Origin of the sequence: Pseudoxanthomonas sp. LH2527, from assembly GCF_022539275.1 — a bacterium.
GTDB lineage: Bacteria > Pseudomonadota > Gammaproteobacteria > Xanthomonadales > Xanthomonadaceae > Pseudoxanthomonas_A.
This window is the reverse complement of sequence record NZ_JAKZBW010000011.1, coordinates 61,018-83,779: the sequence shown is the minus strand read 5'-3', so window position 1 is coordinate 83,779 and position 22,762 is coordinate 61,018. Positions and strand designations below refer to the sequence as shown.

General features: G+C 68.3%; 19 protein-coding genes. 7 read left to right on the top strand and 12 right to left on the bottom strand.

The genetic code is table 11. The features are described 5' to 3' along the window. The first annotated feature begins 7 nt into the window (after positions 1–7). Genes MMG85_RS08330 through MMG85_RS08320 form a run of 3 tightly spaced genes read left to right on the top strand, consistent with a single transcriptional unit; the run spans position 8 to position 5,299 of the window. The gene (locus tag MMG85_RS08330) at positions 8–1,426 is read left to right on the top strand and encodes a DNA polymerase Y family protein (protein WP_241045612.1); all 1,419 of its coding nucleotides are present in this window, start codon (positions 8–10) and stop codon (positions 1,424–1,426) included. Further along, a complete protein-coding gene (locus tag MMG85_RS08325; protein WP_241045611.1) occupies positions 1,423–4,680 on the top strand; it encodes an error-prone DNA polymerase in 3,258 nt (1,085 codons plus the stop codon). The genes MMG85_RS08330 and MMG85_RS08325 overlap by 4 nt, the downstream gene beginning before the upstream one ends. A gap of 7 nt (positions 4,681–4,687) precedes the next feature. Continuing rightward, positions 4,688–5,299: an alpha-ketoglutarate-dependent dioxygenase AlkB gene (locus MMG85_RS08320; RefSeq protein WP_241045610.1), complete on the top strand. Its 612-nt coding sequence runs from the start codon at positions 4,688–4,690 to the stop codon at positions 5,297–5,299. Positions 5,300–5,783: 484 nt separating this feature from the next. On the opposite strand, the gene flgL is transcribed toward MMG85_RS08320, so the two are convergent. From flgL to MMG85_RS08260, 12 genes are all read right to left on the bottom strand, one after another. Further along, a complete protein-coding gene (flgL, locus tag MMG85_RS08315; RefSeq protein WP_055944367.1) occupies positions 5,784–6,986 on the bottom strand; it encodes a flagellar hook-associated protein FlgL in 1,203 nt (400 codons plus the stop codon). Further along, positions 6,983–8,866 (bottom strand): flagellar hook-associated protein FlgK, encoded by a 1,884-nt coding sequence (gene flgK, locus MMG85_RS08310; RefSeq protein ID WP_241045609.1) that lies wholly within the window; start codon positions 8,864–8,866, stop codon positions 6,983–6,985. The genes flgL and flgK overlap by 4 nt, the downstream gene beginning before the upstream one ends. A 14-nt stretch (positions 8,867–8,880) precedes the next feature. Further along, positions 8,881–9,882 (bottom strand): flagellar assembly peptidoglycan hydrolase FlgJ, encoded by a 1,002-nt coding sequence (gene flgJ / locus MMG85_RS08305; protein WP_345778844.1) that lies wholly within the window; start codon positions 9,880–9,882, stop codon positions 8,881–8,883. A gap of 235 nt (positions 9,883–10,117) precedes the next feature. Further along, positions 10,118–11,299 carry a flagellar basal body P-ring protein FlgI gene (locus MMG85_RS08300; RefSeq protein ID WP_277399794.1) on the bottom strand — a complete coding sequence of 394 codons (1,182 nt, stop codon included), beginning with the start codon at positions 11,297–11,299 and terminating at the stop codon, positions 10,118–10,120. Between the two features lie 8 nt (positions 11,300–11,307). Next, positions 11,308–11,994 (bottom strand): flagellar basal body L-ring protein FlgH, encoded by a 687-nt coding sequence (gene flgH, locus MMG85_RS08295; RefSeq protein ID WP_241045608.1) that lies wholly within the window; start codon positions 11,992–11,994, stop codon positions 11,308–11,310. A 31-nt stretch (positions 11,995–12,025) separates the two neighbouring features. Next, positions 12,026–12,811: a flagellar basal-body rod protein FlgG gene (gene flgG, locus MMG85_RS08290; protein ID WP_055944376.1), complete on the bottom strand. Its 786-nt coding sequence runs from the start codon at positions 12,809–12,811 to the stop codon at positions 12,026–12,028. Positions 12,812–14,138: 1,327 nt separating this feature from the next. Continuing rightward, positions 14,139–14,891, bottom strand: a complete 753-nt coding sequence (locus MMG85_RS08285; protein WP_241045607.1) for a flagellar basal body rod protein FlgF — start codon at positions 14,889–14,891, stop codon at positions 14,139–14,141. A 110-nt stretch (positions 14,892–15,001) separates the two neighbouring features. Continuing rightward, the gene (flgE, locus tag MMG85_RS08280; protein ID WP_055944383.1) at positions 15,002–16,222 is read right to left on the bottom strand and encodes a flagellar hook protein FlgE; all 1,221 of its coding nucleotides are present in this window, start codon (positions 16,220–16,222) and stop codon (positions 15,002–15,004) included. A gap of 37 nt (positions 16,223–16,259) precedes the next feature. Further along, the gene (locus tag MMG85_RS08275) at positions 16,260–16,943 is read right to left on the bottom strand and encodes a flagellar hook capping FlgD N-terminal domain-containing protein (RefSeq protein WP_241045606.1); all 684 of its coding nucleotides are present in this window, start codon (positions 16,941–16,943) and stop codon (positions 16,260–16,262) included. 27 nt (positions 16,944–16,970) lie between these two features. Beyond that, positions 16,971–17,378, bottom strand: coding sequence for a flagellar basal body rod protein FlgC (gene flgC / locus MMG85_RS08270; protein ID WP_055944388.1), 408 nt, complete (start codon positions 17,376–17,378; stop codon positions 16,971–16,973). Positions 17,379–17,389: 11 nt separating this feature from the next. Next, positions 17,390–17,776, bottom strand: coding sequence for a flagellar basal body rod protein FlgB (flgB, locus tag MMG85_RS08265; protein ID WP_055944391.1), 387 nt, complete (start codon positions 17,774–17,776; stop codon positions 17,390–17,392). 114 nt (positions 17,777–17,890) lie between these two features. Next, positions 17,891–18,844, bottom strand: coding sequence for a chemotaxis protein (locus MMG85_RS08260; RefSeq protein ID WP_241045605.1), 954 nt, complete (start codon positions 18,842–18,844; stop codon positions 17,891–17,893). A 1,078-nt stretch (positions 18,845–19,922) separates the two neighbouring features. On the opposite strand from MMG85_RS08260, the gene flgA reads away from it, so the two are divergent. From flgA to MMG85_RS08240, 4 genes are all read left to right on the top strand, one after another. Continuing rightward, the gene (gene flgA / locus MMG85_RS08255; protein WP_241045604.1) at positions 19,923–20,573 is read left to right on the top strand and encodes a flagellar basal body P-ring formation chaperone FlgA; all 651 of its coding nucleotides are present in this window, start codon (positions 19,923–19,925) and stop codon (positions 20,571–20,573) included. 168 nt (positions 20,574–20,741) lie between these two features. Further along, positions 20,742–21,050, top strand: coding sequence for a flagellar biosynthesis anti-sigma factor FlgM (gene flgM, locus MMG85_RS08250; protein WP_055944394.1), 309 nt, complete (start codon positions 20,742–20,744; stop codon positions 21,048–21,050). A gap of 5 nt (positions 21,051–21,055) precedes the next feature. Continuing rightward, on the top strand, positions 21,056–21,400 hold the full coding sequence (locus MMG85_RS08245; protein ID WP_055944397.1) for a flagella protein: 345 nt from the start codon (positions 21,056–21,058) through the stop codon (positions 21,398–21,400). Between the two features lie 188 nt (positions 21,401–21,588). Further along, the gene (locus MMG85_RS08240; protein WP_241045633.1) at positions 21,589–22,740 is read left to right on the top strand and encodes an ATP-binding protein; all 1,152 of its coding nucleotides are present in this window, start codon (positions 21,589–21,591) and stop codon (positions 22,738–22,740) included. The last annotated feature ends 22 nt before the right edge of the window (positions 22,741–22,762 follow it).

The following is a 22,762-nucleotide window of genomic DNA, read 5'->3' as shown; positions in this document are numbered from 1 at the left end:
CCCCGCCATGCTCTGGGCCTGTGTACTGCTGCCGCAGCTGGCGCTGGACGCCGTCCTCCGGCGTTTGCCTGATCCCGATGCGCCGCTCGCGCTGGTGGGCGGCGCCGCACAACTGCGCACCCTGCAGGCGGTGAACGCCTCGGCCGCGCAGGCGGGCCTGCGCGCCGGCATGCGTCTGACGGCTGCGCATGCGCTGCTGCCGGATTTCGCCATGGTCGAACACGACCCGCCGGCCGAAGCGCGCTGGCAGCGCTTCCTCGCCGCGTGGGCGTACCGGCACAGCTCGCTGGTCAGCGCGCAGTGGCCGGGCTGCCTGGTGCTGGAGGTGCGCGCGAGTTTCCGTTTGCTGGGACCGTGGCCACGCATCGAGGCGCGCCTGCGCGAGGAACTGGGCCTGCTGGGTTTCCAGCACCGCATCGCGCTGGCGCCCACGCCGCGCGCGGCGCACGTGTTCGCCGGGCTGCGCGACGGCCTGGCGGTGATGCAGCCGGCGGCGATGTCGGAGCTGCTGGACCGCGTGCCGGTGCGGCGCGCGCGCCTGCCGGACGACAGCGGCGAGCGCCTGCACCGCATGGGCATCCGCGACCTGCGCACGCTGCGCGAACTGCCGCGCGACAGCCTGCGCCGCCGCTTCGGCCTGCCGGTGCTGGAGCACCTGGACCGGCTGTACGGGCAGGCCGACGATCCGCTGGCGTATTACGCGCCGCCGGATCACTTCGATGCGCGGGTCGAACTCGGCTACGAAGTCGAAGCCCATACCGCGCTGCTGTTCCCGCTGCGCCGGCTGATCGGCGACCTGTGCACCTACCTGTCCATCCGCGACGGCGGCGTGCAGCGCTTCGTGCTGCGACTGGAACACGAGGCAGGGCATACCGATGTCGAGGTCGGTCTGCTGGCGGCGGAACGCGAGCCGGCGATGCTGTTCGAGCTGACCCGCAACCGGCTGGAACGCGTGCAGATCGAGCAGCCGGTGGTCGGCATGCGCCTGCTGGCGCGCGAGCTGCCGCCGTTCGTGCCGGCGGCACGTGACCTGTTCGATACCCGCCCGCAGCAGCAACTGCCGTGGCCGCAGCTGCGCGAACGTCTGCGTGCGCGCCTGGGCGATGACGCCGTGCACCGTGTGGCACCTTCCGGCGATCCGCGCCCGGAACGTGCATGGCGACGCGTGGAGGGCGACGGCGCGCGCATCGGCGATGCACCGGTGCGCCCGCCGCGGCCGGCCTGGCTGTTGCCGCAGCCGGTACCGTTGCGCGACCCGCACCCACGCATCCTCTCCGGGCCGGAGCGCCTGGAAAGCGGCTGGTGGGATGGCGACGACGCGCGCCGCGACTACTACGTGCTGGAAACCTCGCAGGGCCAGCGCGCGTGGGCGTTCGCGCCGCCGGGCGAGCAGGGCGGCTGGATGCTGCACGGCTGGTTCGCATGAGCTGGGACGATGCGGTGGACGGTGTGGATCGCGATACGCCCGGCGGTCGTCCCCCGCGCGCGTGGGACGTGGCGCAGCGCCTGCGTCTTGCCAGCGCCGCCAATGACGACGCGCCGCGCGAGGACGCATGGCCTGCCTATGCGGAACTGCACTGCCTGTCGGATTTCTCGTTCCTGCGCGGTGCCGCCAGCGCGGAGGAACTGTTCGAGCGTGCGCGCGATCTTGGTTACGAGGCGCTGGCGATCACCGACGAGTGCTCGCTGGCCGGCATCGTGCGCGGCTGGGAGGCGTCGCGCGCGACGGAGGTGAAACTCATCGTCGGCAGCGAGTTCACCCTGGCCTGCGGCCTGAAGTGCGTGCTGCTGGTGGAAACCGCCGCCGGCTACACGCGGCTGTGCGAACTGATCACCACGGCGCGGCGCGCGGTCGACAAGAAGGGCTACCGGCTGACGCGGCAGGACGTGGCGCGCATCGTGTCCGATGTCGATCCGCTGGTCTGCGGCCTGTTCCCCCTGTGGCTGCCGTCACAGCGCCCGGATGACGCAGAGGGTCGCTGGCTGCAGTCGGTGTTCGGCGAGCGCACGCACCTGGCGGTGGAACTACACCGCGAGCAGGACGATGCCGTGCGGCTTGCGGGCCTGCTGGGCACCGCGGCACGCCTTGGCATGACGCCGGTGGCCACTGGCGACGTGCACATGGACGTCCGCCGCCGCCGCGCACTGCAGGACACGATGACCGCGATCCGCCACGTCACGCCGTTGGCGGACTGCGGCGCGCACCTGTTCCGCAACGGCGAACGCCATCTGCGTACGCGGCGGGCGCTGGGCAACATCTACCCCCGCGATCTGCTCGATACGGCGGTGCAGCTGGCGCGGCGCTGCACGTTCGACCTCAAGCGCGACATCCGCTACCGGTATCCGGACGAACTGGTGCCCGAGGGACACACGCCGACCACCTGGCTGCGCGAACTGACGGAACGCGGCATGCGCGAACGCTGGCCGGAAGGCACGCCGCCGCCGGTGGCTGCGCAGATCGAGGGTGAGCTGGCACTGATCGAAAAGCTGAAGTACGAGGCCTTCTTCCTGACGGTGGAGGACATCGTCCGCTTCGCCAGGTCGCAGGACATCCTGTGCCAGGGCCGCGGCTCGTCGGCGAATTCGGCCGTCTGCTTCGCGCTGGGCATCACCGTGGTCAATCCGGCCGAAAGCCGCCTGTTGATGGCGCGCTTCCTGTCCGAGGAACGCGACGAGCCGCCCGACATCGACGTGGACTTCGAGCACGAACGCCGCGAGGAAGTGCTGCAGTACGTCTACAAAAAATACGGACGTCGCCGCGCCGCGCTGGCCGCCACCGTCATCCGCTACCGCGGCAAGAGCGCCGTGCGCGACGTGGCCAAGGCCTTCGGCCTGCCGCCGGACCAGATCGCGCTGCTGTCCGAGTGCTACGGCTGGGGCAATGGCGAGGCGCCGATGGACCAGCGCCTGCGCGAGGCCGGCTTCGATCCCGCAAACCCGTTGATCCAGCGCGTGCTGGCGATCACCGCGCAGTTGCGCGACCACCCGCGCCATCTGTCGCAGCATGTCGGCGGCTTCGTGATCGGCGACGCGCCGCTGTCGACCGTGGTGCCGGTGGAGAACGCGTCGATGGACGACCGCACCATCATCCAGTGGGACAAGGACGACCTGGAGACCATGCAACTGCTCAAGGTCGATTGCCTGGCGCTGGGCATGCTGACCTGCATCCGCAAGGCGGTGGACCTGGTCGAGCGGCATCGCGGATTCAGGCTGGATATCGCCCGGCTGCCCAACGACGATGAAAAGACCTACGAGATGATCCAGGCCGCCGACACCGTGGGCGTGTTCCAGATCGAGTCGCGCGCGCAGATGAGCATGCTGCCGCGACTGAAGCCGGCGAAGTACTACGACCTGGTGGTGGAAGTGGCGATCGTGCGGCCCGGCCCGATCCAGGGCGGCATGGTGCATCCCTACCTGCGCCGCCGACAGGGCAAGGAGCCGGTGACCTATCCCTCCGAGGGCGTGAAAGAGATCCTCGGGAAAACGCTGGGCATCCCGCTGTTCCAGGAACAGGTGATGGAACTGGTGATCCATGCCGGCTACACGCCGTCGCAGGCCGACGGGCTGCGCCGTTCGATGGCGGCGTGGAAGCGGGGCGGCGACATGGAGCCGCATCGCCTGCGCATCCGCGAGCTGATGGAGAAGAAGGGCTATTCATCCGAATTCATCGACCAGATCTTCGAGCAGATCAAGGGCTTCGGTTCCTACGGCTTCCCGCAAAGTCATGCGGCCTCGTTCGCCAAGCTGGTCTACATCAGCTGCTGGCTGAAACGGCACGAACCGGCCGCCTTCGCCTGCGCATTGCTCAACGCGCAGCCGATGGGCTTCTATTCGCCGAGCGAAATCGTGCAGGACGCACGCCGGAGCAAGGGCGGGCGCGTGGGTATCGAGGTCCTTCCGGTCGATGTGACCCGCAGCGACTGGGACAACACGCTGGAGGGCGGGCACGCGCGGCGTGGCGTCGATGACGGTGGCCAGGCCGCGCTGCGGCTCGGGTTCCGGCAGGTGAACGGGCTGTCGCAGGCGGCGGGCGAAGCGATCATGGCTGCGCGCGCGCAACGCGCGTTCACCGATGTGCGCGACCTGTGCTTGCGGGCGGGCCTGGACGGCAAGGCCCGTCACGCCCTGGCCGAAGCAGGCGCATTGCACTCGTTGGCCGGGCATCGTCATGCGGCCCGCTGGGCGGTGGCCGGCATCGAACGGCAGCGTCCGCTGCTGCCGGGCAGTCCGGATGAGGACGCCATCGCCTTGCCCGCGCCAGCGGCCGGCGAAGACGTCACCTCGGACTACCGCGCCACCGGCCTGACGCTGGGCGCGCATCCGCTGTCGTTGCTGCGCGAGCGCCTGCGGCGGCAGCGCGTGGTCGATTCCCGCCAGTTACGCGCACTGCCGCATGGACGCGGTGCGCTGGCCGCCGGCATCGTCACCCAGCGGCAACGGCCGGCGACGGCGAAAGGCACGATCTTCATCACCCTGGAGGACGAGCACGGCATGGTCAACGTGGTGGTGTGGTCGCACGTGGCACTGCGCGATCGCAAGGCCTTGCTGGGGGCGCGGCTGCTGGCCGTGCGCGGACGCTGGGAGCAGGTGGACGGCGTCGCACACCTGATCGCACGCCGGCTGGAGGACTTCAGCCACCTGCTGGGCGAGCTGCAGACCAGCTCGCGCGACTTCCACTGAGCCGGCGATGCACGCGCTGCCCACGCTCACCGACGACCTGTTCGCCCCCGCCATGGTGCAACTGGTGGACGACGCGGAAGGCGGCATCCGCTACTGGCCGGACGTCATCCCTCCCGCCACGGCGCATGCCTGGTTCGACACCTTGCAGGCACGCGCGGCATGGACCCACCTGCAGCGGCCGATGTACGACCGCATCGTGGATGTGCCGCGGCTGCTGGCGAACTACGCGGTGGACGCGCTGCCGGACGACCTGCCGCTGGCGGAGCTGCTGGCCTGCGTGCAGGCGAAGGCGTCGGCGCCGTATTCGCACATCGGCATGAACCTCTATCGCGACGGCGATGACAGCGTCGCCATGCACGGCGACAAGCTGCACACCGTGGCGGCACGACACCCGATCACCCTGGTGTCGCTGGGCGCACCACGGCGCATGCTGATCCGCGCCCGCGAAGGCCGCCGCGAAACACTGGCCGTGGATCTCGCGCCCGGCAGCGTGCTGTCGATGAGCCATGTGTCGCAGCGCACCCATGAACATGGCATTCCGAAGACCCGGCGAGCGCAGGGGCCGAGGATCAGTGTGGTGTTTAGGGTGAGGCCGGAGAGAGCCCCTCTCCCTGCGTAGCGGGGAGAGGGTGCCGAAGGCGGGTGAGGGGCGAACGGAAAGGGGATGTTTGCGTTGAGATCAATGGCCAGCATTCGCCTGCATCCAGGGCGCGGATGCTTCGTCTCCAAGAGCGCCCCTCATCCGCCCTCCGGGCACCTTCTCCCCGCTTGCGCAGGGAGAAGGAAAAGCGTTGGTGCCATGCTTCTGATCCTGATGGCAGGTGGATTTGCCCTCTCCCTGCGCAGTGGGTAGAGGGTGCCGAAGCTTGTCCCGTACTTGATACGGGGGCGGGTGAGGGGCGAACGGAAAGGGGATGTTTGCGTTGAGATCAATGGCCAGCATTCGCCTGCACCCAGGGCGCATACGTTTGGGCGCCAAGAGCGCCCCTCATCCGCCCTCCGGGCACCTTCTCCCCGCGCGCAGGGAGAAGGAACAGCAAAAAAATCGCCGCGAGGTCATCGCGGCGTGAGGGCAAGGACTGCTGGAAAGAAAAAGGGTGTCGTCAGCCCATCAGCTTGAACAGCGAGAGCGACTGCATCTGCATGAAGACCGTCTGCGCGGCCTGCAGGGCGGAGTTCTCCATCTGGTAGCGGCCGATGGCCTCGGCCCAGTCCAGGTCGCGCAGGCCGGACAGGGTGTCCTTGAGGGTGATGTTGTTGGCTTCGCGCAGCGACGCGGCGGTCTCGATGGCGGACAGCTGCGCGCCACCGCTGGCGCGTGCGTCGATCATCCTGCCCTGCGCGGTGCCGATGTCGCGCATGGCGCCCTGCAGGCTGTTCTGCATGGCGGCACGCTGCGCGTCGGTGGTGGGGCTGGTGTCCAGCGTGTCGATCAGGCCTTGCACGGTGGCGAAGATGTCGCGGCTGCCCGCAGGCCCCAGCGTGAAGCTGTCGCCGTTGGCGGGCTGGCCGTCGATCCGCATCTGCGCACCGGCGAAGGCGATGCTCTCGCCCTTGGCGTAGGTGCCGGCGGCGACCGGATTGCCGCCCGCATCCAGCACCTGGTAGCTGTCGTTGGCGCCGAACGACAGCGTGTAGGTGCCGCCGTTCCACACCGTGGAGTCGGTGACGCCGAACGCCATCAGCAGGCCGGTGCCGGTGTTGCCGCTGGCGGGCTGGCCATCGACGCGGCCATCGCCGGTGCGCAGGCGCAGGAAGACCTCGCTGCCGGGCAGGGTGTCGGAGACGAACATGTCCGGCGCCACTTCCACCTGCCGCTGGGTCTGGTCGCCGCTGTAGATCACGTTGCCGCCGCTGAGGGCGAACGGCGCGCTGCCGTCGCTGGTGCCGCCGAACAGATAGCGGCCGGCGCCGTCGGTGCTGTTGGCCAGGTCCAGCAGGCCGGCATGGATCGCCTTCAGCTCGGTACTGATCGCCTGCCGGCTGTCGTCGCCCATCGCCGCGTTGTTGGCCTGGATGACCAGTTCGTTGATGCGCGCCATCGCATCGCCCACGCGCGTGAGTGCGTTCTCCTGCAGGCCCAGGCGGTTCTGCACCGCGTTGGCGTTCTGGCCGAAGCGCTCCAGTTCGGCGACCGCGCGGTCCAGGCCCACGGCGGTGCCGGCGGCGACCGGGTCGTCCTTGGCCGTCACCAGCCGCTGCCCGCTGGCGAGCTGCTGCTGCGTGTGCGCCAGCTTCGCCTGCTTGGCCAGCATCGTGTTGATCGACTGCTGGTACATCATGTTGGTGGAGATGCGGTAGTTCATCGACGTGTCGCCGCCAGCAGCGATTGGAAGATGGTGTCGGCGGTGGCGATGATCTGCGACGCGGCCTGGTAGGCCTGCTGCAGGCGCATCAGGTCGGCGGCTTCCTCGTCCAGGTTGACGCCGGAAATCGCATCGCGCGAGGCCTGTGCCTGGTCGTGGATGACCTGCTGGGCCTGCGCGGAGTAGTCCGCCTGGCGCGCGGCCGAACCGACCTGCGTGGTCAGGCCGCCGATGGCGCCGTTGAGGGTCAGTGTGCCGCCGTTGAGCACGCGCGCATCGTCCAGGTTCGACAGCAGCTTGGCGTTGCCGTTGTCGCTGGAGTTCGCGCCGGTCGGGCCCACGCGGAAGCTGTCGCCCGCCGCCGGCGCGCCATCCAGCACCACGCTCCAGCCGTTGTAGGCCACGGTCTGGCCCGGCGTGTAGGGGAACGGGCCGGTGCCGTTGATCGTGTACTGGGTGGCGTCGAGGAAATCGATGTCGACCGGCGCCAACAGGTTGGGGTCGGCGGCATCGGTGACCTTCAAACCGCTGGCCTTGCCACTGCCGGTGTTGGCCAGGTCGGTGTTGGCCTTGACCGGCGTCGCCGCGGCGATGCGGCCGGGGTCGGTGATGGCCACGCCGAGGTTGCCGGCCGCGCCCGCGGTGGGCTGCAGCAGGAAACGGTCGTTGATGCCCGGGGTGGTACCCGCTGCCAGCCGCAGTTCGATGCCGTTGACGATGAGCGGATCGGCCGCGGTGCCGGTGCCGGTCATGGGAATGCTCGCGCCGGTGTCCGGATGGGTCGCCACCCAGGCGGCGCCATCGAAGCGCAGCAGCACGTTCTGCGCGTTCAGCGCGCCGGTATTGCCCACCGACGTCTGCAGCACGGCGTTGCCGGTGTTGCCTGCGTTCGAGGAAATGCGCGGGGCCGGCAGGCTGAAGAAATCCGCGCCCATCTGCCCGTACTGGTCCATGCCGGCGCGATGGCCGGCGTTGAACGTCTGCGCCAGCGAGGTGGCGACGCGGCCGAGTTCGGCCGAGGCCGGATCCAGCACGGTGGTGCGGAACTCGATCAGTCCGCCGATCTGGCCACCGAGCGCGCGCTTGTCCAGCGTGGTGCGCTGGCCGTTGGTTTCCAGCGCCACCTGCAGGCGCTCGGGACGGTAGGGGTCGGGCACGGTGACGAGGGTGCTGGCGGTGGCGCCCACCACCAGCGGCTGGCCGCCGGCGCTGAAGACGTTGACCAGGCCGCCGTCCTGCACCACGGCATTGCCGCCGGTGTAGCCGACCAGTTCGGTGATCAGCTGGTCGCGACGGTCCAGCAGGTCGCCGGACGGACTGGTGTTGCCGCCGATACGGCCGTTGAGCTGGGCGATCTCCTTGGCCAACCGGTTCACTTCGCCGGTGGCGGCGGTCAGCCCCGCGTTGACCTCGATATCCAGGCCATCCAGGTGCTTGTCGACCTGGTGGAAGCGGGTGACCAGCGCATTCGCCTGCGCCAGTACGCTTTCACGGTCGGCCGAGCCGGCCGCGTTGGACGACAGCGCGTTGACCGAGTCGAAGAAGCTGGACCATGGCGCGCTGATGCCGGTGGCCTTCTCGGAGAACAGCTGGTCCAGGCGCGTGGACAGCGTGGACAGCTGTTGCAGGCGCGAGAGTTCGCCGCCGCTGTCGAGCAGGCGCGAGGTGGCCAGCGAATCGGCCATCCGGCGCACATCGACGATCTGCACGCCGTTGCCCTGGTACCCGTAGCCGAAGAAGGTGCCGTCGCGCGCCTCGAACTCCACGCGCTGGCGCGAGTAGCCCGGCGTGTTGATGTTGGCGACGTTGTGGCCGACCGTGGACAGGGCGCGCTGGAAGGCGATCAGGGCGCTGCTGCCGGTGGCGAGAAGGTTGGACATGCGTGTTCCCCAGGTCAGCGCCGCAGCGCGTTGCCGATGGCGTTGCCCACGGCGTTGCCGACCGGTCCGGCCACGGTGGTGCCGATCGCCGACAGCACCTTGCCCAGGGTGGGGCCGTTGGCGATGGAGGCGATCTTGTTGGCGTAGGTCGGGTCGGTGGCGTAGCCGGCGCGTTGCAGGCCGCGCGCGAAGCCGGCGATGTCCTTGCCGGCGGCGAGCGCCTGCTGGTAGCGCGGGTTGGTCTTCAACAGGCGCACGTAGTCGGCGAAGCTTTCGGCGGGCGAGGCGTAGGCGCGGAAGTCCGCCGTCTCGGTGTGCTTCACGCCGTTGGTGTACTCGTGGGTGGCGGTGCGGGCGCGTTCGCCTTTCCAGCCGGTGGCCTTGATGCCGAACAGGTTGTGCGCGCTGCCGCCATCGCCGGTCCTGATCTGGCGCTTGCCCCAGCCGGTTTCCAGCGCGGCCTGCGCGACCAGGGCGCGCGGATCCACGCCCAGTTCCTTCGCCGCCTGCTTGGCGTGGTCCCAGATCTCGGCGACGAAGCGTTCCGGCGTGTTGCGTGCGTACCTGGACGGATCGGCCGAAGCGACCTGTTCCACCTCGTCGCAGGCCACGTCGGGCCGCACGGTGATGGTGTCGAGCGTGATGGTGGCCGGCATGCCGGCATCGTGGCGCGCACTGCTGCCGATGCCACGGCCGGCGATGGCGTCGAGCATGGAATCGGCCTCGTTGCCCGGCAGCAGGCGCTTGTACGCCGACAGCGCGGTGCTGGCGGGCACGGCCGGCGTGCTGGCATCGGTCGCGCCAAGCTGGCGCGCGATCATCGGCGCCAGGCCCAGTCCGCGGCCCTGCGACATGGCGGTGGCCAGCTGCTGGTCGTACATGTCGCGGAACACCTGGTTCTCGCCCGGGAACAGCGAGTCGCCGAAGCCTGCTTCGCGCATGCACTTGATCATCATCTGCGCGAACTGGCCTTCCAGCTTGCGGGCGACGTCGTGGATACGCGCGTTGTCCGGCATGCCGCTGGCGTCGGCCAGGGGCAGAGCGGGATTCAACGTTCCGATGGGCATGCTGGCCATGGCAGTCAGGGGCCGGGATGGGGGATGGAGGATTCGGGATTCGGAAAAGCGTGGTTCCGCAGGGGGTAAGGCAAGTCCTGTGCCGAAGGGACGTCGGAGATGGGGCAGGACGCGGCGGCGTGCGCGAAGTCCACCCCCGCCATCCCGCATCCCGAATCGCGAATCCCGGCGTCCATCAGATCACCTCGAGCTCCGCGCGCAGGGCGCCGGCCTGCTTCAGTGCTTCCAGGATCGCGATCAGGTCGCCCGGGGCGGCGCCGACTTCGTTGACCGCGCGGACGATCTCGTCCAGCGAGGTGCCGCCTTCGAACTTGAACATGCGGTTGCCTTCCTGGGTGACCGACACGCTGGACTGCGGCGTCACCACGGTCTGGCCGCCGCGGGAGAATTCGCTCGGCTGGCTGACGTTGGCCGATTCGGTGATGGTCACCGTCAGCGAGCCGTGCGTCACCGCGGCGGCCATCACCTGCACCTGCGCGCCGATCACCACGGTGCCGGTGCGCGCATTGACGATGACCTTGGCGGGCGCACTGCCGGGCGTCAGTTCGAGGTTCTCGACCTGGGCGAGGAAGTTGATGCGGCGGGACACGTCGGCCGGCGCGCGCACCGCGACGGTCACCGCATCCAGCGCGTACGCGTTGCCGGCACCGAAGTTCTGCTCCAGTGCCGCCACCATGCGCGAGACGGTGGTGAAGTCGGCGCGGTGCAGGTTGAGGGTGATGGTGCCTTCGCCGTTGTCCAGCGCATTGGGGATCGCGCGTTCGACGGTGGCGCCGTTGGGAATGCGGCCCACGCTGGGCACGTTGACCGACACGCGCGAGCCGTCCTTGCCCTGCGCGCCGAAGCCGCCGACCACCAGGTTGCCCTGCGCGATGGCGTAGACCTCGCCGTCGGCACCGCGCAGCGGCGCCATCAGCAGGCTGCCGCCGCGCAGCGAGGTGGCGTTGCCGATCGAGGACACGGTGATGTCGATCGGCTGGCCGGGCTTGGCGAAGGCGGGCAGGTCGGCGTGGATCGCCACGGCGGCCACGTTCTTCAATTGCGGATTGACGTTGGCCGGGACGTTGACGCCCAGTTCGCCCAACATGTTTTTCAGGCTCTGCACGGTGAAGGGCGCCTGGCTGGTGCGGTCGCCGCTGCCGTCCAGGCCCACCACCAGGCCGTAGCCGACCAGCGGATTGCTGCGCACGCCGCCGACCTGCGCCAGGTCCTTGATGCGCTCGGCGCGCGCGGCCGGCGCCAGGCAGATCAGCACCAGGCCGATCCACGCCAGCAGGCCGAGCAGGGTGTAGGTGTCGATGCGGCGCGGCTTCTTCGTCGGCGTCGGCGCAGCGTGGTTGGAGTCGTTGGTGTCCATCACGGCGCTCAGTTCGGAAAGATCGGGGAATTGAAGAAGCGGCCCAGCCAGCCCATCGAATTGGACTGCGCAATGGCGCCGCGACCGCCGTAGGCGATGCGTGCGTCGGCGACCTTGCCGGAGGAGATGGTGTTGTCCGGGTTGATGTCGGCCGGACGCACGATGCCCTGGATCTGCACCAGCTCGTCGCCCTGGTTCAGGCGCATGTTCTTCTGGCCCTGCACGACCAGGTTGCCGTTCGGCAGGCGCTGGATCACGGTGACCGTCACGCTGCCCTGCAGGCGGTTGCTCTGCGCGCTGTTGCCGGCGCCGTTGAAGCCGCGCTCGCCATTGACCGAGGCGCTGAGGATGTCGCGGCCGTTGAGCGTGACCGGTGCGCCGGCGATGTTGGGCGCGGCCAGCGCGATCTCGCTGCTCTTGTCCACCGAGGTGGTGGCCGAGGTCTGCGCGGTGGTGTTTTCCACCAGGTTGATCGTCAGCAGGTCGCCCACGTCGCGGGCGCGGCGGTCGGCGTAGAGGTTCAGGCCGGGGCCGGCGCGGTAGATGGAACCGGCGGTGGCCGGCGCCTGCGCGGCGACGATGGGCTGGATGGGCTGCATCGGCGCGTACGGGCGCACGTCGCCGACGTAGCGCGCGCAGCCCGGCAGCAGCATCAGCGCGCAGGCGAGGGTGGTGGCGGACGTGGAGCGCTTCATGGCATGTCCCGTGGCGTGACGATGGCCGTCGTCAGACGTTGTTGTTGAGGTAACCGAGCATCGAGTCGGTGGTGGAGATCGCCTTGGCGTTCATTTCGTAGGCGCGCTGGGTTTCGATCATGCTGACCAGCTCTTCCACCACGTTGACGTTGGAGCCTTCCAGCGAGCCCTGCACCACGCTGCCCAGGCCGTTGAGGCCCGGCGTGCCGTTCTGTGCCGGGCCGGAGGCGGTGGTTTCCAGGTAGAGGTTCTCGCCCTTGGCCTGCAGGCCGGACGGATTGACGAAGTCGGTGAGCGTCAGCGAGCCGATCTCCAGCGCCTGCGCCTGGCCGGCCATGGTCACGCTGACGGTGCCATCGTTGCCGATGGTCAGCGACTGCGCGCCCTCGGGCACCTGGATGCCGGGCTGCACGGGATAGCCGCTGTTGGTGACCAGTTCGCCCTGCGCATTGATCTGGAACGAGCCATCGCGCGTGTAGGCGGGCGAGCCGTCGGGCAGCAGCACTTCGAAGAAGCCGCGGCCGTTGACCATGACGTCGAGCGAGCGGCCGGTCTGCTGCGGGTTGCCCTGCTGGAAATCCTTGGAGGTGGACACCACGCGCACGCCGGTACCGAGTTGCAGGCCGGACGGCAGCTGGGTCTGCGAGGAGGTGGAGCCGCCGGGCTGGCGCACCTGCTGGTACAGCAGGTCCTCGAAGCTGGCGCGGTCGCGCTTGAAGCCGGTGGTGTTGGTGTTCGCCAGGTTGTTGGAGACCACGGACATGCGCGTCTGCTGCGCGTCCAGTCCGGTCTTGGCGACCCAGAGGGCTTGGTTCATGGCGTGGTTCCTCGCGGGTGGAAGGGGTGGGGCCGCGCGATGCGGTTCCTCGCGTCTTCTCAGGCAAGTCCTGTGCCGGAATGGGTGCCGTGGTTCTGGCGCGGGGTGCTGAGGTCGCGCGGCAGGGTGGGGCATGGCCTGCCACGGGCGCGCCAGAAAGTCGGCGGGGCCTCGTTCAAGCCCCTCTCCCTGCGGGAGAGGGGTTGGGGAGAGGGCCAACGAAGTCCGTGTCTTCTGCCCGCGCTGGCGGTTGCCACATCCGCCGTGGGCTTTTGCCTTTGATGCCTTGCGTGATGGGGCTTTTTGCCGCCGACGCATGGTGCCGCTCGCCGGGGAGGCAGACGCTCAAAGCCCCTCTCCCTGTGGGAGAGGGGTTGGGGAGAGGGCTAACGAAGTCCATGTCTTCTGCCCGCGCTGGCGGTTGCCACATCCGCCATGGGCTTTTGCCTTTGATGGCCTTGCCGGATGGGGCTTTTTGCCGCCGACGCATGGTGCCGCTTGCCGCGGGAGCAGTCGCTCAAACCCCCTCTCCCTGCGGGAGAGGGGTTGGGGAGAGGGCTAACGAAGTCAGCGCGTTCAGGCTTCCCGTGCTGCAACCACATCCACGATGGCTTTTGGTTTTGATGGCTTTGCGGCAGGGGTTTTCTTCTCGGACACATGGTGCCGCTCGCCGCGGGGGCCCTACTTTCTTTGCTCGTGCAAAGAAAGTAGGCAAAGAAACACGCCCCAGGCGGCACGCCCTGCGCTTTGCGCAGGGTCCGCGAGCGGTCCGGGAATTTTCGTAAGGCACATCCCTGTGCCATACGAAAACGCCGCCCATCCGGGGCGGCGCCCTTCGGGTTTTACCCGGCCCCCTCGCCGTGCCTCATGGGGACCCAAAAGCAAGCAAGAGCAAAGCGGCTGCACGGTATGTTTCAGACGTCGCTCCTGGGCCCCCCCTGAGGTCCGGCAGTCACGGCGGGTAAAACCCCAAAGGGGCGGCGCACAAGGATGTGCGCCGTTTTCGTACAGGGCAGGATGCCCTGCACGAAAATTCCCGCCGGGACTGCGCACCCGCCGCTTGCGGCGGGCGGACCGCCGGGGTGTGCTTTCTTTGCTTACTTTCTTTGCACAAGCAAAGAAAGTAAGGCCTCCGCGGCCAGCGGCACCATGCCTCCAAGAAGAAAGCCCACCCCGCAAGGCCCTGAAGCCAAAACCCATAGCGGATGCGGACCACACCATGCAGAGCGAAGACGCGGACTTCGTTGGCCCTCACCCCAACCCCTCTCCCGCAGGGAGAGGGGCTCCCAGCACAGGGAGAGATACTTCAGGCTTCAGGCTTCATGCGTCAACCGCCCAGACGGAGCAACTGGTTGGACGACTGCGCCATCTCGTCGCCGCTGCGGATCACCTTCACCTGCATCTCGAACTGCCGCTGCAACTGGATCATCTGCACCAGCGCACCGGCCGCATCCACATTGCTGCCTTCCAGCACGCCCATGGTCAGGCTGTTGCCGTTGGCTACCGGCAATGCCGGCGCCTGCGGGTCCGAAGGACGCATCAGGCCATCGCCGCCGCGTGCAAGCTGCGACTGCGCCGCTTCCACGATGCGCATGCGACCGACCACGGCCATCGTCTGCGGGCCTTCGCCCTGCGGGATGATCGACACCGTGCCGTCCGCGCCGATGTCGATCGACTGCGCCGGCGGTATCGCGATGGGGTTGCCGTTGTCGTCCAGCACCGCGCGGCCGCCGGCCGTCACCAGCTGGCCGTTCGGGGTGACGTTGAGCTCGCCGTTGCGCGTGTAGGCGGTGCCGCCATCGGCGGCCTGCACGGCCATCCAGCGGTTGGGCTGCAGCGACACGTCGAGCGAACGTCCGGTGACCATCTGCGAACCGGTGCGTCCGTCGAAACCGGGATCGATCAGCACCGCATCGACACGCGAGGGAAATCCCTGACCCTGGATCTTGAACGCCTCGGTGCCCGCCAACGCGGCCTTGAAGCCCTTGGTGTCCACGTTGGCCAGGTTGTGCGACACCGTGCCCTGCGCCTGCAGCGAAGCGCGGGCACCGGTCATTGCGACGTAGAGGGCTTTGTCCATGAGGCGAGTCCAGAGTGAAGAGGAGTGAGAAGTGAGGAAAGGCGGGGGAGTGTGTCAGCGAGTGCGGTAGATTCCACTCACTCCTCACTCCTCCCCGCTCACTCCTCGCCTCACCTGATGTTGATCACCGCCTGGGTGATCTGGTCCTGCGTGGACAGCGCCTGCGAGTTGGCCTGGAAGTTGCGCTGCGCCACGATCATGTTGACCAGTTGTTCGGTCAGGTCGACGGTCGAGGCCTCCAGCGCGCCGGAGGCCACCTGGCCGAAGTCCGATGTGCCCGGTGCACCGATGCGCGGCTCACCCGAGGCGTAGCTGTGCGTCCAGGTGTTGTTGCCCTGCGACACCAGGCCCTGCGGATTGCTGAAGTTGGCCAGAGCCACCTGGCCCAGCGCCTGGTCTTCGCCGTTGGAATAGCGCGCGTAGACCACGCCGGTTTCGGACACGCTGAACTCGTTGAGCTTGCCGGTGGCGTAGCCGTCCTGGTTCTGGATGCGCTTGGCGAACTGCTCACCGTATTGCGTGGTGCCGCTGATGTTCAGCGTCATGTTCAACACGCCGGCACCGGTGCTGGGCGTGAACGGGGCAAGCGCCACCTGGCCATTGGCCGGTGCGGTCAGCGTGCCGTTGTTGTCGAACTGCACGGTGGTCGGCGCGCCCATCGAAGCGCCATCCACATAGGTGTGCATCTGCCACTCGTTCGGGTTCGGTGTCTTCACGTAGTACACGGTCTGCTGGTGGGCCACACCCAGCGAGTCGTACACGGTGACCGAGGTGGTTTCGTTGTAGCTGGCACTGTCGGTCGGCGAGAACGGGGCGATCGTCGGCTGCGCGGCGTTGCCGGGCAGGGTGACGCCCAGTTCCACGGCGGTGGTCGGCGAGGGCGGGCTGTCGGTGGTCAGCAGGCGCAGGTCGGTCATGTTGCCGGTGTCGAAGCCGATGCCGTCGGCACGCGGCGGGAACACCTGCAGGCGGTAGCCTTCCGGCGTGGTGACGAAGCCGTTCGGATCGCGCTGGAAGTTGCCGGCGCGCGTGTAGACGTTGGTACCGTTGTTGCTGACGGTGAAGAAGCCTTCCTTGTCCACCGCCATGTCCAGGTAACGGCCGGTCTGGTTGATGTCGCCCTGCGAGAACTGCTGGGCCACGTTGGTCAGCCTCACGCCGGCGCCGATGCCGTTGCGCATCAGGCCGTAGCCGGTGGACGAGAACACCTCAGCGAACTCCGCGCGCGACTCCTTGAAGCCGGTGGTGTTGACGTTGGCGATGTTGTGCGAGGTGACGTTGAGGTCGGCGTTGGCCGCCCTCATGCCGGACAGGGAACTGTTGAATGCCATGGAAGACTCCTTGCGGGATGCGGTGGGAGCGTGGGTGTCAGGACGCCGACTTGCCGATGCGCAGCACGTAGTCGAGCGGGGCGGTGCCCAGGCCGGGCAGGTTGAGGTACAGGCCGTCGGAGCCGATGGTCACGCTGTCCACGGTGGCGTCGACGTAGGTGTTGAGGGCGGTACCGGTGCCATCGCTGGCGGTGTGCGTGGCCTTGATCGTGTACGCGCCGGCGTCGGCACGTTCGCCGTTGGCCTTCACGCCATCCCAGGCGAACGCGGTTTCGCCCTTGCCGGTGGCGTCCACTTCGATGGTGTCCACCACGATGCCGCTGGCGTCCTTGATCTCGAACGTCACCTTGCCGGCGCCGGGCGACATCACCAGGCCGCTGGCGTTGCCGGTGGCCGGCAGGGCGATGGATTCGGACGGCACCACCACCGAGTGGCCGACCAGCGCGGCGCCTTTCAGCACCTGGTCGCCGGTCAGTGCGGCGGTGAAGCCGTTGACGGTGCCGTTGAGGTCGCTGATGCCCTGCACGGTGGAGAACTGCGCCAGCTGGGCGACGAACTCGCTGTTGGACAGCGGTTTCAGCGGGTCCTGGTTGCTCAGCTGCTCGGTCATCAGCCGCATGAAGTCGGCCTGGCCCAGGGTGTCGGCTTTCTTCGCGGTGGTCGCGGCGCCGGTGGTGCTGGTGTTGAGGGCGGCAAACGGATCGCCGTTGACAGTGGTCATGGGTGTGCTCGGTCAGGGGAGGGCGCGTCAGCGGCCCATCGTCAGCGTGGCCAGGGCGAGTTCCTTGGCGGTGTTCAGCACTTCCACGCCGGCCTGGTAGCCGCGCGAGGCGGAGATCAGGTTGACCATCTGCGCGACCGGATCGACATCCGGCGCATAGACGTAGCCATCGCCATCGGCCATCGGATGGCCGGGCTCGTAGCGCTTGATCGGCGGTGCCTCGCTCTGGGTGATTTCCTTCACCTGCACCGAGGTCAGCGACCCGTCCGCATTGAGCTTGCGCGCCTGGAAGATCGGTTCGATCGGCTTGTACACCGCCTCCGGCGAGGAGGCGATGGAATCGGCGTTGGACAGGTTGCTGGCGATGGTGTTAAGGCGCACGGACTGCGCCTGCAGCGCGGAACCGGCGACGTCGAAGATCGGCAGGTTGCTCATGGCATTCCCCCTTACTGGCCGGTGATCGCGGTGAGCATGGTGCGCACCTTGGATTCGATGAAGCTGAGCGAGGCGCGGTATTCCAGCGCCGCGCGGCCGTAGGCGGCGCGCTCGGTGTCGGCGTCGACGGTGTTGCCGTCGAGGCTGGGCTGCACGCCGTCGCGCTCGAAGATGCGCGGCGAGGCGTTGAGCAGCGTCATGTGCTGCTCGTTTGTGCTGCTCAGCGGCGCGGCCTTGGCGGCGGCCTGTTCCAGGGCAGCCTGGAAGTCCAGGTCCTTGGCCTTGAAGTTGGGCGTGTCGGCGTTGGACAGATTGCTGGCGATCAGCTGCATGCGCTGCTCACGCAGCGGCAACGCCGCGGCGTGGACACCGAGGTAACTGGAGATGGGATTGGACATGGCACCGCTCCGGCAGACCGTTGCCGGGGCAGTTGCAAGGCGTGTGCCAGAACGCGCGCTTCCTTCTCCCTGCGACGCGGGGAGAAGGTGCCCGAAGGGCGGATGAGGGGCGCTTTACGCCGCGAGTCGGGCCTGGACCACCTGGTTCAGGCGGAACAGCACGTGTTCGGCCAGTTCGTGGGGGCTGTACTTGGCCACGAAGGCGTTGGCGCCCACGCGTTCGACCATCGCGTTGTTGAACACGCCCGACAGGGACGTGTGCAGTAGCACGTACAGGCCGGCCAGGCCCGGGTGGCGCCGGATTTCCGTCGTCAGGGTGTAGCCGTCCATGGCGGGCATCTCGATGTCGGAGATGACCATGGCGTAGCGCTCGGCCGGGTTCTCGCCGGCGGCATGCACCTGCAAGAGGTGGTCCAGTGCCTGCCGGCCGTCCGAGAGCAGGGTGGCGGTGACGCCCAACTGCTCCAGCACGCTGCGGATCTGCGAGCGCGCCACGCGCGAGTCGTCGACCACCAGCACCTGCATCGGCGGTGCATCGGCGGGCAGGGCCATCTCCGGCGCCAGGGTGGCGTCCATGCGCGACTGGCAGATGTCGGCCAGCACGCTTTCCACGTCTATCACCTGGATCAGCTCGCCCTGGAAGCGCGTCACGGCGGTCAGGTAGCTGTTTTCCGCGCCCAGCTCCGGCGGCGGATGGATGTCCTCCACCGCGATGTTGACGATCCGCTCCACGCCGCTGACCAGGAAGCCCTGCACCGAGCGGTTGAACTCGGTGACCACCAGGTAGTTGGGGGCGTTCTCGGGATTGGGGTCGCGCTCGGGGTGGCGGATGCTCAGGCCCAGGTCGAGCACGGGCACCGACCGCCCGCGGACGTCGGCCACGCCGACGAACTCCCCCGGCAGGCCGGGGAGCTGGAACAGCGAGGGCCGGCGCAGGACTTCCTGCACCTTGAAGACGTTGACGCCAAAAAGCTGACGCCCGCCCAGGCGGAACAGCAGCAGGGCGAGGCGGTTGTGGCCGGCCAGGCGGGTGCGTTGGTCGATGCGGTTGAGCAGATCCTGGGTCATGCACAGCATATCGGCCGCGGGATAGGGCACTTGAGCCGGGGGAGCGGCGCTTGTTGAAGCCCCTCTCCCTGCGGGAGAGGGGTTGGGGAGAGGGCCAACGAGGTCCGCTTCTTCGATCTCCATGGCGTGGCCCGCATCCGCTATGGGTTTTGGCTTCATGGCCTTGCGGGATGGGGCTTTATTCCCGCATGTATGGTGCCGCTCGCCGCGGGGGCATTCCTTTCTTTGCTCGTGCAAAGAAAGGAACCAAAGAAACACGCCCCAGGCGGCACGCCCTGCGCTTTGCGCAGGGTCCGCGAGCGGTCCGGGAATTTTCGTAAGGCACATCCATGTGCCATACGAAAACGCCGCCCATCCGGGGCGGCGCCCTTAGGGTTTTACCCGGCCCACCCGCCGTGCCTCATGGGGGCCCCGAAAAGCAGGAGCAACGGCGACGCGTCGGCTTTGGCTGTCGGGCCCCCTGAGGTCCGGCAGTCACGGCGGGTAAAACCCCAAAGGGGCGCCGCACAAGGATGTGCGGCGTTTTCGTACGGGGCACGATGCCCCGCACGAAAATTCCCGCCGGGACTGCGCACCCGCCGCGTAGCGGCGGGCGGACCGCCGGGGTGTGCTTTCTTTGCTTACTTTCTTTGCACAAGCAAAGAAAGTAAGGCCTCCGCGGCGAGCGGCACCATGTGCCCGAGAAGAAAACCCCTGTCGCAAGGCCATCAAAACCAAAAGCCATCGCGGATGTGGTCGCAGCACGGGAAGCCTGAACGCGCTGACTTCGTTGGCCCTCTCCCCAACCCCTCTCCCGCAGGGAGAGGGGGTTTGAGCGTCTGCCCCCGCGGCGAGCGGCGCCATGTGCCCGAGAAGAAAACCCCTGTCGCAAGACCATCAAAACCAAGAGCCATCGTGGAGATGGTCGCAGTACAGGAAGCCTGAACGCGCTGGCTTCGTTGGCCCTCTCCCCAACCCCTCTCCCGCGGGGAGAGGGGCTCAAGCGCGTCAGAAAGACAACACCTCGGACCCCGCGACAGTCGAGGGCTCTGGCACACCGCTTGCAGCTTCCCCGCCGATGAACCTCCGGATGCCGCCCATGCTGCGCCTCACCTTCGCCCTGATCGGCGGCCTGACCGCGTGCAGCGTGCTGGCCGCGGACTTCCAGCCGGTCGACAGCATCAAGGCCGCCGCCCTGGGCGCGTTGCCTGCCGGCAGCGAAGCCGAGGCCACGCTGGATCCCGCTCTGCGCCTGCCGCGTTGCGGTGCGGCGCTGGTGGCGCGCATCCAGGGCAGCAACAGCGTGGAAGTCAGTTGCCCGCAGGACGCCGGGTGGCGCCTGTTCGTGCCCGTGCGCGTGCGCCGCAGCCAGACCGTGCTGGTGCTGGCGCGAGGCGTCGCCCCGGGCGAAACGATCACCGCCGACGCCTTCGTCGCCGAGCGTCGCGATGCCTCGCGCATCGTCGGCGCCGCCGTCGCTGATCCGGCACAGGCGGTGGGCCGGGTCGCGCGTCGTATGCTCTCGGCAGGCGCGGTGCTGGCCTCGACCGACCTGGTTGCGCAGCGGCTGGTGCGGCGCGGCGACAACGTGGCGCTGGTGTCCCGTCGCGGCGGGGTGGAAGTGCGCGTGGCCGGCAAGGCGCTCGCCGATGGCGGCGAGAATGAGCGGGTCACCGTGGAAAACCTGTCCTCGCGCCGCGTGGTGCAGGGCGTGGTGGGGCCGGGCGGCGACGTCTGGGTCAGCCGATGACGCATCATGGCCACATCGCCCTCAAGGTATGCCGGGGGTGGCCGATATCGAACGTGGGTGGAAGCAGGCCGGGCACGATCCGGCACTTCCGCGGATTGTGGCCTCCGTCACTAAAGTCGGAAGGGCCGCGGCCGATAACTCCTATGAACCCTGTGACAGGTGAATGAAATGAGCCAGAAAATCGAAGGCACTCCCCCTGCCGCCGTCCGCACCACCGGCCCCGTTGGCGGCCGTGTTGCGCCGGCGGGTGCCGAACGTTCGCGGCCGGTCGAAGCCAGTGCCGGCGGCGACAGTCTGCGCCTGACCGGCGAGGCCGCCAGCCTGCAGGCGATGCAGCGCGAGCTGTCCAACGCGCCCGCGATCAACGAATCCCGCGTGCAGGCCGTGCGTGAAGCGCTGCAGGCCGGTACCTACAAGGTCAATGCCGAGGCGATCGCCGACGGCATGCTGGGCCTGGAAGACCAGTTGGGCGGCTGAGCGCAATGAGCCATGCCTCCCTCCAGCGACTGTCCGCGGCCCTGGAAGGGGAACGGCGCGCCATCGTCGAGCACGACGTGGAAGCGCTGGTGCGTTGCACGCAGGACAAGCTGGATGCGCTGCGCGCACTGGAAACCGCGGCCGCCGGCTTCGGCTTCCCGGAAGACCTGCGCGAGCAGCTGGCCGAGCTGGCCGAGAAGAACCATGCCAACGGCATCCTGCTGGCGCGTCGCCGTCGTGAAGTGAACTGGGCGCTGCGCCATCTGGGCCGCACCGAAAGCCACGGCGCCTACGATGCGCAGGGGCAGACGTCCACGACGTCCGCGCCGCGTCCGCTCGCGGTCGCCTGAGCCCGGTGCCGGATCCGCAAACTGCGACACCGCACCTTGCCGCTCCCGCGGCCGCGCCGGATACTGGCGCCCCATCGCCGCCACCCGATGCATCCGTGGCCACAGTCCCGCCATTGAACACGTCCCCCGGCGCCTGCGCCGTGGACGACATTCCGACCTTCGCCGACCTCAAGGCGCTGGCCGAACTGATGGACGATGGTTATCTGCTCTGCCGTGGCGATGCGCGTCCGCTGCATGCCAACGCGGCGGCACGCGCGCTGGTCAACGACCATGTCGATCCCCTTGCCGCCCTGTCGCGCCTGCTGCCGGCGGATGCGATCCGCACCGCGCGCGAGACCGGTCGCTGGAACGCCGACCTGACGCTCGACGACGGCCTGGTGCTGCAGGTGCGGGCCTACTTCCACGACAATCCCGGCGGCGGCCACTGCCTGGTCGTGTTCCACGACGTCAGCGAGGCGCATGCGCGCCAGCAGGAACTGCAGCGCCGCCACGCCCAGCTCCGGCAGACGCTGGTGCGGCTGGCTGGTGCACAGGAACAGCTGGTGCAGTCCGAGAAGATGGCCTCGATCGGCCAGCTCGCCGCCGGCGTTGCGCACGAGATCAACAACCCGATCGGCTACGTGCACTCCAACCTCGGCTCGCTGCAGGAATACCTGCACAGCCTGTTCTCGCTGATCGAGGTCTACGAGCGCGCGCTGCGCCTGCCCGATCCCAAGACGATGCTGCCCGAGATCGAAGACCTGCGTGCGCGCGCCGACATCGACTTCATCACCGGCGACCTGCCGCAGCTGATGTCCGAATCGCGCGAGGGCATCGAACGCGTCACCGCCATCGTGCGCAACCTGAAGGACTTCTCGTACTCCGGACGCGACGACAGCTGGAAATCCGCCGACCTGCACGCCGGCCTGGATTCCACCATCAACATTATCTGGAACGAGCTGAAGTACAAGGTCACGCTGGAGAAGCACTACGGCAAGCTGCCGCTGGTGCAGTGCCGCCCGTCCGAGTTGAACCAGGTGTTCATGAACATCCTGCTCAACGCCAGCCATGCCATCGACGAACGCGGCACGATCCACGTCACCACCGGCGTGGAGGGCGAGGAGGTCTGGGTGGACATCCAGGACAGCGGCCACGGCATCCCGGACGAGATCCTGCAGCGCATCTTCGACCCGTTCTTCACCACCAAGCCGGTCGGCAGCGGCACCGGCCTGGGCCTGTCGATCTCCTACGGCATCGTCAAGAAGCACAACGGCCGCATCGAGGCACGCAACGTGCCCGGCGCCGGCGCCTGCTTCCGCATCACCCTGCCGATCCGGCAGCCGAGTCTCGACGCGGTGTGAGTGGTCCTGTTCCGTGATGTTT

Excerpts from the sequence above, each read along its gene's own strand:
- flgG (WP_055944376.1), bottom strand. The coding sequence starts at position 12,811 with ATGAACCAAGCCCTCTGGGTCGCCAAGACCGGACTGGACGCGCAGCAG.
- flgA (WP_241045604.1), top strand. The coding sequence starts at position 19,923 with ATGCTGCGCCTCACCTTCGCCCTGATCGGCGGCCTGACCGCGTGCAGC.
- MMG85_RS08320 (WP_241045610.1), top strand. The coding sequence starts at position 4,688 with ATGCACGCGCTGCCCACGCTCACCGACGACCTGTTCGCCCCCGCCATG.
- flgL (WP_055944367.1), bottom strand. The coding sequence starts at position 6,986 with ATGAACTACCGCATCTCCACCAACATGATGTACCAGCAGTCGATCAAC.
- flgB (WP_055944391.1), bottom strand. The coding sequence starts at position 17,776 with ATGTCCAATCCCATCTCCAGTTACCTCGGTGTCCACGCCGCGGCGTTG.
- flgJ (WP_345778844.1), bottom strand. The coding sequence starts at position 9,882 with ATGCCGGACAACGCGCGTATCCACGACGTCGCCCGCAAGCTGGAAGGC.
- MMG85_RS08275 (WP_241045606.1), bottom strand. The coding sequence starts at position 16,943 with ATGACCACTGTCAACGGCGATCCGTTTGCCGCCCTCAACACCAGCACC.
- MMG85_RS08300 (WP_277399794.1), bottom strand. The coding sequence starts at position 11,299 with ATGGACACCAACGACTCCAACCACGCTGCGCCGACGCCGACGAAGAAG.
- MMG85_RS08240 (WP_241045633.1), top strand. The coding sequence starts at position 21,589 with ATGGACGATGGTTATCTGCTCTGCCGTGGCGATGCGCGTCCGCTGCAT.
- MMG85_RS08260 (WP_241045605.1), bottom strand. The coding sequence starts at position 18,844 with ATGACCCAGGATCTGCTCAACCGCATCGACCAACGCACCCGCCTGGCC.
- flgM (WP_055944394.1), top strand. The coding sequence starts at position 20,742 with ATGAGCCAGAAAATCGAAGGCACTCCCCCTGCCGCCGTCCGCACCACC.
- MMG85_RS08325 (WP_241045611.1), top strand. The coding sequence starts at position 1,423 with ATGAGCTGGGACGATGCGGTGGACGGTGTGGATCGCGATACGCCCGGC.
- flgE (WP_055944383.1), bottom strand. The coding sequence starts at position 16,222 with ATGGCATTCAACAGTTCCCTGTCCGGCATGAGGGCGGCCAACGCCGAC.
- flgC (WP_055944388.1), bottom strand. The coding sequence starts at position 17,378 with ATGAGCAACCTGCCGATCTTCGACGTCGCCGGTTCCGCGCTGCAGGCG.
- flgH (WP_241045608.1), bottom strand. The coding sequence starts at position 11,994 with ATGAAGCGCTCCACGTCCGCCACCACCCTCGCCTGCGCGCTGATGCTG.
- MMG85_RS08245 (WP_055944397.1), top strand. The coding sequence starts at position 21,056 with ATGAGCCATGCCTCCCTCCAGCGACTGTCCGCGGCCCTGGAAGGGGAA.
- MMG85_RS08330 (WP_241045612.1), top strand. The coding sequence starts at position 8 with ATGCTCTGGGCCTGTGTACTGCTGCCGCAGCTGGCGCTGGACGCCGTC.
- MMG85_RS08285 (WP_241045607.1), bottom strand. The coding sequence starts at position 14,891 with ATGGACAAAGCCCTCTACGTCGCAATGACCGGTGCCCGCGCTTCGCTG.
- flgK (WP_241045609.1), bottom strand. The coding sequence starts at position 8,866 with ATGTCCAACCTTCTCGCCACCGGCAGCAGCGCCCTGATCGCCTTCCAG.